The following is an 11,543-nucleotide window of genomic DNA, read 5'->3' as shown; positions in this document are numbered from 1 at the left end:
AAGGAGTAGGGAATCTCTAACAAAGAGAGCGTATCCGTTATAGTACACCCATTCCTTGCGCTTCTAACATATCGACTAGATCGATCAGCGGTAAGCCGATCAAAGTATTTGGATCTTTACCTTCCATCTGTTTAAACAACGCGATGCCTAACCCTTCACACATAAAACTGCCCGCGCAGTAATAAGGTTGTTCTTTCTCGACATAACTCATGATCTGTTGCTTAGTTAAATCGCGGAAATGCACAACAAAGGTGTCGAGACGCGTGTCAGCTTCATTGGTCTCGTTGTTCCAAACCGAAAGCCCAGTATAAAAAGTAATGCTCTTGCCGCTTTGACGAGATAACTGCTCGATCGCTTTTTCTCGAGTGTGAGGCTTACCTATGATCTCTCCATCAATCACACAAACCTGATCAGAACCGATGACTAAGCTAGGTTGCTCCACAACACAAGACTTAGCTTTGGTCTCAGCAAGGCGCATCACCAACTGTTGTGGTGTCTCTTCTGGAAGCGGCGTTTCATCGCAGTCTGGCTTGGCTGTAATGAAGCTTAACTGTAGTTTTTTGAGGATCTCTTGCCTAAATGGTGATGTAGAGGCTAAAACTAGTTGGTAATTTCTCATTTTAATTTACAATTCAAGGAAGCATTTATCTCAGGATAACGTAACTTGTCCTGCTATTCATAATGCTCTGAATAGGAAAGGCAGGAAAGTACATTTTTTTTGCCATTTCCTTTGACTAAACACGATTTGGAAGATAAGATTCGCGCCCTATGCAAAAGGAAAAAATACCGCGTACAGTTGATCCGGCAAGAACGGCTCAAAAACGACTCGATATGGATGGTATCATTCAGGTCAGTCTTTTGAAGCGTTTAACTGAAGCAACTGAAGGCGTAAAACGTGACGCGCAAGTCTCAATGTCATTTGGGCTTGATGAACAACGATTAGTCGTTATCTCTGGTAAAGCTAACGTCGAAGTCGATTTAGAGTGTCAACGTTGTAATGAGGTTTTCGCACATGAGTGCGATGTCCAATTTACTTATACTCCTGTTTACAGTGAGAAAAGTGAAGAGGAAGCACCGGAAGAGTACGATTTGGTAGATCTGAACGAGTACGGTGAGTTAGACCTGATTCAATTAGTTGAAGACGAGTTCATCCTTGGATTGCCACAAATAGCAATGCACGACGATGCGAAATGTAGCGTTAACTCAAATAACTTGGTGTTTGGTGAACTTCCTGAAGAAATTGAGGAAGACAAAAAGCCGAATCCATTTGATGTTTTAAAAAGCTTAAAGAAGTAATTGCTTCTTTAAGAATTTACATAGGAGTAGGGTCAATGGCCGTACAAAAGAGCAAGAAATCACGTTCAATGCGTGGCATGCGTCGTTCACACGATGCGCTAACTACAGCTGCACTTTCTGTAGACGCAACTTCAGGTGAAACTCACCTACGTCACAACGTGACTGCCGAAGGTTTCTACCGCGGCAAAAAGGTTATCAACAAGTAAGGTTGACCTTTGCAAAATCTAACCGTTGCGCTTGATGCAATGGGCGGGGACTTCGGTCCTCGTGTAACAGTGCCTGCCGCCGTGCAGGCACTGTCGTATTTCCCAGAGCTAAAAGTCATTCTAATAGGTGATCGAAACGCGATCACATCTCAATTATCTTCATTAGGTCGAATGCCTGATTCTCGTTTGAGTATCCAGCATTGTGATCGAGTCATTTCCAATTCTGAAAAACCTTCACTAGCCTTACGTAATAGTCAGGGTAGCTCTATGCGTGCCGCTATCGATCTGGTTGCCGAATCACAGGCTGATGCTTGTGTGAGTGGTGGTAACACTGGCGCACTGATGGCTTTATCCCGTTTCAGACTCAAGCTTCTTCCCGGTATTGATAGGCCTGCATTGGTTTCAGCTTTGCCTACTGCATCCGGAAATCGCACATGGATGCTTGATTTAGGGGCGAACGTTTCTAGTGACGCAGATTCACTGTTTCAGTTTGCTGTCATGGGCAGTGCATTAGCAGAACAACATTTAGGTCGCGCACCACGTGTCGCTATCTTGAATATCGGTGCAGAAGAAATTAAAGGCAATGACCTTGTAAAACGATGCGCTGAAATGTTGTCTAATACTCAGTCTGTGAACTTCATAGGCTATATTGAAGGTAATCAATTACTTCAAGATGCTGCTGATGTCGTCGTATGTGATGGTTTTGTGGGCAATGTCTGCTTAAAAACGTGCGAAGGTACGGCTCAGCTCTTTATTGATAAGCTAAAAACGCGCATGATGGCTTCAACAATAAAGGGTTGGATAGCCAGAATGCTGTTTTCTGAGCTATTTACTGAATTAAAAACCTTGAACCCCGACCAGTATAACGGCGCAAGTTTGTTAGGATTGCGCGGCATTGTCATTAAAAGTCATGGAAGTGCTGATGTGTCTGCAGTCGTCAACGCGATTGGTGAAGCAGTACACGAGGTCAAACGACAAGTCCCCAGCCGCATTAGCGATCGTTTGGAAGCGGTTTTACTCGAGAGGCATTATTAGTCTTCATGTATAGCAAAATTTTAGGTACTGGCAGCTACTTGCCATCTCAGGTGCGTACTAACGCAGACTTAGAGAAAATGGTAGAGACTAGCGATGAGTGGATCGTTGCTAGAACGGGTATTAAAGAGCGTCGTATTTCAGCGGAAAACGAAACCGTTGCTGATATGGCGTTTTACGCTGCTGAAAATGCCATTGAAATGGCAGGTATCGACAAAGAAGAGATTGATTTAATCATCGTTGCGACAACCAGCAGTAGCCACACATTCCCGTCTTCGGCATGTCAGGTACAAGGCAAGCTTGGTATCAAAGGCTGCCCTGCGTTTGATTTGGCTGCAGCGTGTTCTGGTTTTGTCTACGCACTGTCTGTTGCTGATCAACACATCAAGACTGGCATGTGTAAGAACGTTTTGGTAATTGGTGCGGATGCACTGTCAAAAACCTGTGATCCGACTGACCGCTCTACTATCATCCTATTTGGTGATGCAGCAGGCGCGGTGGTTGTAGGCGCAAGCGAAGAGCCAGGTATTTTGTCTACTCATATTTACTCTGACGGTAAATACGGTGAGCTTCTAAGCTTAGAAGTACCAGAGCGTGGCGGTGATGCAGACAAATGGCTGCACATGGCGGGCAACGAAGTATTTAAAGTGGCGGTAACTCAGCTTTCTAAGCTAGTTAAAGACACATTAGCGGCGAACAATATGGATAAGTCAGAGCTTGATTGGTTAGTTCCACACCAAGCGAATTACCGTATTATCTCGGCAACCGCTAAAAAGCTGACGATGTCGCTTGACCAAGTTGTGATTACTCTTGATAAGCATGGCAATACGTCGGCAGCTACCGTACCAACGGCCCTTGATGAGGCTGTTCGCGACGGGCGAATTAAACGTGGTCAAACGCTTCTACTTGAAGCATTTGGCGGCGGCTTCACTTGGGGTTCTGCGTTAGTTAAATTCTAACCCCAAGCGATAATCAACAAACAAGGCACATAACTTATGTGCCTTATTCAATTTTTTGCTTTGCTTAAAGGAAAATTACAATGAGCAAATTTGCTATCGTATTCCCAGGCCAAGGCTCTCAAGCTATCGGTATGCTTGCTGACCTAGGCGAACAGTATGATGTTGTTAAAAAGACATTTGCTGAAGCTTCAGAAGCACTTGGTTACGATCTATGGGCATTGGTTCAAGATGGTCCTGTAGAAAATCTAAATGAAACTTTTCGCACTCAACCGGCTCTATTAACAGCGTCTGTTGCAATTTGGCGTGTATGGCAAGAGCTTGGCCTAGAGCAACCTGTAAATCTAGCAGGTCACAGCCTAGGTGAATATTCTGCACTTGTATGTGCCGGCGTTATCGACTTTAAAGAAGCGATCAAGCTGGTTGAACTACGTGGTCAACTGATGCAAGAAGCGGTTCCTGCAGGTGTTGGTGCAATGTACGCAATCATCGGTCTAGACGATGAAGCGATTGCTAAAGCGTGTGAAGAAGCTGCGCAAGACGAAGTTGTGTCTCCAGTTAACTTTAACTCTCCTGGCCAAGTTGTTATCGCGGGTAACAAAGCGGCAGTAGAGCGTGCTGGTGCACTTTGTAAAGAAGCGGGCGCTAAGCGTGCACTTCCGCTACCTGTTTCTGTGCCGTCTCACTGTGCACTGATGAAACCAGCAGCAGACAAGCTAGCGGTGGCTCTAGAAGCTCTAGAGTTCAACACGCCAGCATTGCCTGTTATCAATAACGTTGATGTTATTGCTGAAACAGACCCTGCAAAAATTAAAGACGCACTTGTTCGTCAGCTATACAGCCCAGTTCGTTGGACTGAAGGTGTACAAGCGATGAATGAGCAAGGCGTTGAGAAGCTACTTGAATTAGGCCCTGGTAAAGTTCTTACTGGTCTAACAAAACGAATCGTAAAAACTATGACAGCTGCTGCAGTTAATGATACTGCATCACTAGAAGCTGCTAAGTAAATAACCACTTAATAGAGAAGTTATGATGAATTTAGAAGGCAAAGTTGCACTAGTTACAGGCGCAAGCCGTGGTATCGGTCGTGCAATCGCTGAACTTTTAGTTGAGCGTGGTGCTAAAGTTATCGGTACTGCGACATCTGAAGGCGGCGCAGCTGCAATCAGCGAGTACCTTGGTGAGAACGGTAAAGGTCTTGCTCTTAATGTAACGGATACTGACTCAATTGCTGCTACACTGAAAACCATCAACGATGAATTCGGTGCGATTGACATTCTAGTTAACAACGCTGGTATCACTCGTGATAACCTACTTATGCGTATGAAAGACGATGAGTGGAACGACATCATTGATACTAACCTAACGCCTATTTTCCGCATGTCTAAAGCTGTATTGCGTGGCATGATGAAGAAGCGTCAAGGCCGTATTGTTAACGTTGGTTCTGTAGTTGGTACTATGGGTAACGCTGGTCAAGCTAACTACGCAGCTGCAAAAGCTGGTGTAATTGGCTTTACTAAATCAATGGCTCGTGAAGTTGCGTCTCGTGGCATTACAGTAAACACTGTAGCGCCTGGTTTTATCGAAACAGACATGACTAAAGCGCTAAATGATGACCAACGTGCAGCAACTTTGGCTAATGTACCAGCAGGTCGACTAGGTGACCCTCGCGAAATCGCTGAAGCTGTGGTATTTTTGGCGTCACCTGCGGCAGCTTATATCACAGGTGAAACACTTCACGTCAATGGCGGTATGTACATGGTGTAAATTATGTGCAACATTTGTGCATGATTTAAGTCAAGATCATACGTAATTTCGGTTAAAATCGTGAAAATTGTGGTTTGACCAGAAAAGTTGACCTTGCAACTTTCAATAGATTGAATAAACTACGGAAAACATCGCATAAAGCGAACTCTGTAAAGGAAAAGAAAAAATGAGCAACCTCGAAGAACGCGTAAAGAAAATCATTGTTGAACAGCTAGGTGTAGACGAAGCTGAAGTTAAAAACGAAGCTTCTTTCGTTGATGACCTAGGTGCAGATTCTCTAGACACAGTAGAGCTAGTAATGGCTCTAGAAGAAGAATTCGACACTGAAATCCCAGATGAAGAAGCTGAGAAAATTACTACTGTTCAAGCAGCTATCGATTACGTAACTAGCGCTCAGTAATAATCTCTCCCAGGCGGTCACCTCGACCGCCTGTGTTTTATCTAACTCATCTATCCTCATCTTAAATCACCTCAATCCCCGGAGTGTAAAATCGTGTCCAAGCGTCGTGTAGTTGTCACTGGCATGGGTATGTTGTCACCGGTAGGCAACACTGTAGAATCTTCTTGGAAAGCCCTGCTAGCTGGTCAAAGTGGTATCGTTAATATCGATCATTTTGATGCAACCAATTTCTCAACTCGTTTTGCAGGTCTAGTTAAAGACTTTAACTGCGAAGAGTATATGACTAAAAAAGATGCTCGTAAGATGGACTTGTTCATCCAGTACGGCGTCGCAGCAGGTATTCAAGCTTTAGATGATTCAGCCCTAACTATTACTGAAGAAAACGCTCCACGTGTGGGTGTTGCTATCGGTTCTGGTATTGGTGGTCTTGGTTTGATCGAAGCCGGTCACCAAGCTCTAACTGAAAAAGGCCCTCGTAAGATCAGCCCGTTCTTCGTACCGTCGACGATCGTGAATATGATTGCTGGTCACATGTCTATCATGCGTGGCCTACGCGGTCCAAACATCGCGATTTCTACTGCATGTACGACTGGCCTACATAACATTGGTCACGCGGCTCGTATGATTGCATACGGCGATGCAGACGCAATGCTAGCGGGTGGTGCTGAAAAAGCATCAACTCCACTAGGTATGGGCGGTTTTGGTGCGGCTAAAGCACTTTCTACTCGTAACGATGAGCCTCAAAAAGCTTCTCGTCCATGGGACAAAGGCCGTGATGGCTTCGTTCTTGGCGACGGTGCAGGCATGATGGTTCTTGAAGAGTACGAACATGCGAAAGCTCGTGGCGCTAAGATTTACTGTGAGCTAGTTGGCTTCGGTATGTCGGGTGACGCTTACCACATGACATCTCCAAGTGAAGATGGCTCAGGTGGCGCACTAGCAATGGAAGCGGCTATGCGTGATGCTGGCATTACTGGTGAACAAATCGGTTATGTAAACGCACACGGTACTTCGACTCCTGCAGGTGACGTAGCGGAAGTTAAGGGCATCAAGCGTGCTCTTGGCGAAGCAGGCAGCAAGCAAGTATTGGTTTCTTCTACGAAATCAATGACAGGCCACCTTCTAGGTGCTGCTGGTTCTGCTGAAGCTATCATCACGGCTATGTCTCTGGTTGACCAAATTGTTCCACCAACAATCAACCTAGATGATCCTGAAGAAGGCTTAGATATTGACTTAGTACCTCACACTGCGCGTGAAGTTAGTAACATGGAATATGCTGCATGTAACTCATTCGGTTTCGGTGGTACAAACGGCTGTTTGATCTTCAAAAAGATTTAATCATCTTATTAAAGACGTAAACACTCGTAGATAGTCACAATTAGACTTGTTTTTAAACGGCTTGATGCTTTAGCATTGAGCCGTTTCTTTTTATGGGGAAAAACATGTTTTGGGTTGATGGAGAAAGCCAGCAAACTATCGATATTTTGGATCGCTCGTTTCAGTACGGAGACGGCTGTTTTACGACAATGCTCGTGAGTGATGGTGAGATACAACATCTTCACGATCATCAGCACCGTGTCGACGAGTGCCTTAAAGCGCTACGCATTTCTGCTCTTGATTGGGATGTTGTTAGTCTTTGGCTCGATACTGCGCTTCAACACATCCAACATAACGCTCTTCATGGCACAAAGAGCCTTGATGGTTCAAAGAAGCTCCATAACGCCAACAAACCTCATAATCAAAAAGCAGGGATCAAGCTGCACGTTAGTCGTGGAGCGGGTGGGCGTGGCTACAGTACCAAGAATATCGCCAAGCCGACAATCACCATCAGTACCTTTGATTACCCAAGCCATTATTCAGCGTGGCAAGACTCCGGTGTTGAACTCGGTATCTGCCATCAAGCGCTAGGTTTGAGCCCACTACTGGCTGGCCATAAGCACAATAATCGCCTTGAGCAGATTTTGATGAAAGATGAAATGGATCAAGCTAATGAAGTGGATGGTGTGGTTCTTGATATATCGGGCAATGTGATTGAAACCACCATGGCCAATCTGTTCTGGCGCAAAGGTCAGTCGATATACACACCTCAACTCACTCAAAGTGGTGTCGCGGGGGTTATGCGTAAGCAAGTGTTAACCGCGCTGAATCAGGCTGAACTTTCCGTTACAATTAGTGACTACTGCTTATCTCAACTCATGCAAGCTGATGAGGTTTTCATGACAAACTCCATTTTAGGGGTTGCCCCAGTTACCCGTATTAGTGATACCCAATTTAACATTGGAACCATTACTCGTAGCCTTCAAGGACAACTAAACTCGTGATCAAAAAGTTATTTATTTTTATTATCTTGTGCTTAATTGCAGCCGGTGCTGTTGGTTTTTATGTTTACAACCAAGCGCAAGATAACCTGAAACAAGTTATTCAATTAGAAAAACCACAAGTCGTGACTGTTGCTTCAGGTAGCAGCTTTAACCGCGTTCTAGCCCAGTTGATTAACGAGGGGCTGTTTGAGGCTTCTCCTTACGAGAAATTAATCCGTAAGTTACATCCTGAGCTTGTAGACGTAAAAGCGGGTACTTTCCTGCTTGAACCGGGTTTAACCTTAGAGCAAGCGCTACAGGTGCTTGTGGAAGGGAAAGAACACCAGTTTACTATTACCTTTGTTGAAGGCAGTCGTTTTGACGAATGGCTTGTTCAGCTAAAAGACAACGAATTCATTCAACAGACATTGGATGGCGTTTCTGAAAAAGAGATCGCACAAAAGCTTGGTATCGAAAATGAAAAGCTAGAAGGTCTTTTCTTAGCGGAAACATACCACTACACCTATGGCACAACGGATTTAGATTTGTTGAAACGTGCCCACCGAGATCTGATGAACGTGGTGAATGAAGAGTGGGAAAATCGAGCGGATAAGCTGCCTCTTAAATCGCCATACGAAGCGTTAATTCTTGCATCTATCATTGAGAAAGAGACCGCTGTTGCGTCAGAACGTGAGCGTGTTTCTTCAGTGTTTGTTAACCGTCTAAACAAGCGTATGCGTTTGCAAACTGACCCAACGGTTATCTATGGCATGGGTGACAGCTACGATGGCAACATCCGTAAGAAAGACTTACGCACGCCAACGCCTTACAACACCTATACAATGAGTGGCTTGCCACCGACACCTATCGCTATGGCAGGCAAAGCGTCTATCAACGCGGCGTTGAATCCAGAGAAGAGCAACTACTTGTATTTCGTTGCGAGTGGAACAGGTGGTCACGTATTTTCAAAGAGTTTGACTGAGCATAACCGTGCAGTGCGAGCTTACTTAAAGCAATTAAGAAAAAACAGATAAAGAAATAATTATGAATCAGTCGAAATTTATCGTGGTTGAAGGCCTTGAAGGCGCTGGCAAAAGCACAGCAATCAATGCCATCGTTGAGACATTAAAAGCATCGGGTGTTGAAGATATTGTTAATACTCGCGAGCCGGGTGGTACTGTCTTAGCTGAAAAGATGCGTTCATTGGTTAAAGAAGAGCACGAAGGCGAGAAGCTTCAAGACATGACTGAATTGCTGTTGATGTATGCAGCACGTGTTCAATTAGTCGAGAACGTCATCAAGCCGGCACTCGCCAATGGTCAATGGGTATTGGGTGATCGTCATGATATGTCTTCACAGGCATACCAAGGTGGTGGTCGCCAGATTGCGCGCACGACTATGGAATCACTGAAAGCAACCACGCTAGGCGGCTTTAAACCCGATCTAACGCTATATTTGGACCTAGACCCTAGAGTAGGGCTAGAGCGTGCTAGAGGCCGTGGTGAGCTTGATAGAATTGAAAAGATGGACATCTCATTTTTCGACCGTACGCGTGAGCGCTATCTAGAAATTGCAGAACAAGATGATTCTGTACTTGTGATTAACGCGCAGCAAGAAATTGAGCAAGTAGCCGCTGATATTAAAGTCGCGCTAACTGCTTGGCTCGACAAACAGTAGGTAGTCATGGCTGAAGTGTATTCTTGGCTCACACCGGTATGGAGTGAGTGGAAAAAAAGTCTCGATGCGGAGCGTTTTCCTAACTCTGTGATTGTTAATGCACCGGAAGGGCTCGGCGTTGATGCTTTGATTAGCCAACTTACCGACGCATTGATGTGCACGAACTATGAAAGCGAGTCGTGCGGGTTTTGCCACAGCTGTGAGTTAATGAAGTCGGGCAGTCATCCTGATTTTCATGTGATCTCACCCGAGAAAGAAGGTAAGTCGATCACGGTTGATCAAGTGCGTGCCAGTAACCGCTGGGCTCAAGAGTCTTCTCAGTTAGGTGGTTTGCGCGTTATTTTGCTTAACCCTGCTGAAGCAATGAACGAATCGGCTTCCAACGCACTATTGAAAACTCTGGAAGAGCCATCAAGCAAGTGCATCTTCATTCTGTCTACTCGTAACAGTAATCGCTTAATGCCGACTATTATTAGCCGTTGTCAGCAATTCAATGTGGTTAGTCCGCAGTTAGAGACAGCATCAGCGTGGTTAGATGGTGAAGTGGGCAAAGCGGTACCGCAGTATATTTTAGCACTCAATGACAACGCGCCTTTAAAAGCAAAAGCGATGTTTGAGCAAGGTGGCGTTGAAGCTTCAACAAAAGCGCTCGATGGCTTTGTGAATGTGATAAAAGGCACTCAACCTGACATGCTAAAGTTCTCTACAGAGCTTAGCAAAGACCCTTTGATTCAACTTGGCTGGCTTTGGCATCTATTGTCAGATGTACAGAAGCTGCATTTTGGTTTGGCGAATCAGGCTTTCACTCCGAGTGCGAAAGCACTGTGTGAGGCGATGTCTTATCAAAGTGCTTATGCAGCATCGAATAAACTGCTGACATTGATTGAGCAGTTAAAGCAACACCCTGGGCTCAATACGGAGCTACTCATAATGAATTGGCTGATAGCCACTTGCGAGGAAACATGTTCGTAGATTCCCACTGTCATTTAGACAAACTGGATTACCAAGATTTACACACCAGCGTAGAAGATGTGGTTAACAAGGCGAAGGCTGCTAATGTAGACCAATTGCTTTCTGTCGGTGTGACACTCGATTCGTTTGAAAATATGCTCGAGATGATCTCGCCGTTTGATAACGTTAAAGCCTCTTGTGGCGTTCACCCTCTCGATGTTGAAAGTGATTTCAGCCTAGAGACAATGCGTGAATACGCGAGCAACCCTAAGGTTGTGGCGATTGGAGAGACAGGTTTAGATTATCACTACCAACCAGAGACGGCAGAACTACAACAGATCAGGTTCAAGCAGCACGTTGAGTTGGCTGTTGAGCTTAATAAACCTTTGATCATCCACACGCGTAACGCGCGTGAAGATACGTTAGCTATTTTACGCGATGGTGGAGTAGAGAAGTGCGGTGGTGTGATTCATTGCTTTACTGAAGATCAAGCGTTCGCCGAAGCGGCAATGGAGTTAGGTTTTTATATCTCGATCTCAGGTATTGTGACCTTTAAACAAGCCACAGAACTTAAAGATGTGGTGAAAAACCTACCCCTAGATAGGTTGCTGATCGAGACGGATTCGCCATACTTGGCTCCGATTCCATATCGAGGTAAACAGAATCAGCCTGCATATGTAGTCGAAGTGGCGGCTTATATCGCGCAGCTGAAAGGGCTGTCAATGAAAGAGGTTGCTGAACAAACAACCAAAAATTACCGAAAACTTTTTTTGCGATAAAAAACTAACTAAACAAATAAAAGGGAGCAAAAGCTCCCTTTTTGTGTTTTTGATCACCAAAAGTGCGTTTTTTTTTAATGTTTACGAATTATGTTGAACTTGAGAGCGCTATTTATAACATTTGTAATTTTGTTACTAAAAATAACATTTACTCCTATTTTATTCACCCAGTAAAATCT

Annotated in this window: 14 protein-coding genes; 13 read left to right on the top strand and 1 reads right to left on the bottom strand. The window is 44.7% G+C overall.

Translation table 11 applies throughout. The features are described from left to right. Positions 1 to 37 precede the first annotated feature (37 nt). The gene (locus tag AB4329_RS05095) at positions 38 to 619 is read right to left on the bottom strand and encodes a nucleoside triphosphate pyrophosphatase (protein WP_017062154.1); all 582 of its coding nucleotides are present in this window, start codon (positions 617 to 619) and stop codon (positions 38 to 40) included. Positions 620 to 768: 149 nt separating this feature from the next. Between AB4329_RS05095 and yceD the strand changes: the two genes are divergently transcribed. From yceD to AB4329_RS05030, 13 genes are all read left to right on the top strand, one after another. Continuing rightward, entirely contained in the window at positions 769 to 1,296 is a 528-nt protein-coding gene (gene yceD, locus AB4329_RS05090) for a 23S rRNA accumulation protein YceD (protein WP_017062153.1), read from the top strand. 35 nt (positions 1,297 to 1,331) lie between these two features. Beyond that, complete coding sequence (gene rpmF / locus AB4329_RS05085; RefSeq protein ID WP_004737376.1) at positions 1,332 to 1,502, top strand: 50S ribosomal protein L32; 171 nt, start codon at positions 1,332 to 1,334, stop codon at positions 1,500 to 1,502. 9 nt (positions 1,503 to 1,511) lie between these two features. Beyond that, on the top strand, positions 1,512 to 2,537 hold the full coding sequence (gene plsX, locus AB4329_RS05080; protein ID WP_017062152.1) for a phosphate acyltransferase PlsX: 1,026 nt from the start codon (positions 1,512 to 1,514) through the stop codon (positions 2,535 to 2,537). A gap of 5 nt (positions 2,538 to 2,542) precedes the next feature. After that, on the top strand, positions 2,543 to 3,493 hold the full coding sequence (locus tag AB4329_RS05075; protein WP_017054985.1) for a beta-ketoacyl-ACP synthase III: 951 nt from the start codon (positions 2,543 to 2,545) through the stop codon (positions 3,491 to 3,493). Between the two features lie 80 nt (positions 3,494 to 3,573). Then, entirely contained in the window at positions 3,574 to 4,497 is a 924-nt protein-coding gene (gene fabD, locus AB4329_RS05070) for an ACP S-malonyltransferase (protein WP_017063479.1), read from the top strand. Positions 4,498 to 4,522: 25 nt separating this feature from the next. Beyond that, positions 4,523 to 5,257: a 3-oxoacyl-ACP reductase FabG gene (gene fabG / locus AB4329_RS05065; RefSeq protein WP_170962450.1), complete on the top strand. Its 735-nt coding sequence runs from the start codon at positions 4,523 to 4,525 to the stop codon at positions 5,255 to 5,257. A gap of 166 nt (positions 5,258 to 5,423) precedes the next feature. Beyond that, positions 5,424 to 5,657, top strand: coding sequence for an acyl carrier protein (acpP, locus tag AB4329_RS05060; RefSeq protein ID WP_004737381.1), 234 nt, complete (start codon positions 5,424 to 5,426; stop codon positions 5,655 to 5,657). A 93-nt stretch (positions 5,658 to 5,750) separates the two neighbouring features. Further along, positions 5,751 to 6,995, top strand: coding sequence for a beta-ketoacyl-ACP synthase II (fabF, locus tag AB4329_RS05055; RefSeq protein ID WP_010437291.1), 1,245 nt, complete (start codon positions 5,751 to 5,753; stop codon positions 6,993 to 6,995). A 104-nt stretch (positions 6,996 to 7,099) separates the two neighbouring features. After that, positions 7,100 to 7,978 (top strand): aminodeoxychorismate lyase, encoded by an 879-nt coding sequence (gene pabC / locus AB4329_RS05050; RefSeq protein WP_017062150.1) that lies wholly within the window; start codon positions 7,100 to 7,102, stop codon positions 7,976 to 7,978. Next, positions 7,975 to 8,991: an endolytic transglycosylase MltG gene (mltG, locus tag AB4329_RS05045; RefSeq protein WP_372137760.1), complete on the top strand. Its 1,017-nt coding sequence runs from the start codon at positions 7,975 to 7,977 to the stop codon at positions 8,989 to 8,991. Before pabC ends, mltG begins: the two co-directional genes overlap by 4 nt. Positions 8,992 to 9,001: 10 nt before the next feature. Further along, complete coding sequence (gene tmk / locus AB4329_RS05040) at positions 9,002 to 9,634, top strand: dTMP kinase (protein ID WP_017062148.1); 633 nt, start codon at positions 9,002 to 9,004, stop codon at positions 9,632 to 9,634. A 6-nt stretch (positions 9,635 to 9,640) separates the two neighbouring features. Beyond that, on the top strand, positions 9,641 to 10,606 hold the full coding sequence (locus AB4329_RS05035) for a DNA polymerase III subunit delta' (protein ID WP_017062147.1): 966 nt from the start codon (positions 9,641 to 9,643) through the stop codon (positions 10,604 to 10,606). Next, the gene (locus tag AB4329_RS05030) at positions 10,597 to 11,364 is read left to right on the top strand and encodes a TatD family hydrolase (protein ID WP_372137759.1); all 768 of its coding nucleotides are present in this window, start codon (positions 10,597 to 10,599) and stop codon (positions 11,362 to 11,364) included. Before AB4329_RS05035 ends, AB4329_RS05030 begins: the two co-directional genes overlap by 10 nt. The last annotated feature ends 179 nt before the right edge of the window (positions 11,365 to 11,543 follow it).

This window comes from Vibrio sp. 10N.261.54.A5 (genome assembly GCF_041471145.1).
Lineage (GTDB): Bacteria > Pseudomonadota > Gammaproteobacteria > Enterobacterales > Vibrionaceae > Vibrio > Vibrio crassostreae_C.
The sequence above is the reverse complement of the archived record's forward strand: the minus strand, read 5'-3'. Positions and strand labels throughout refer to the sequence as shown.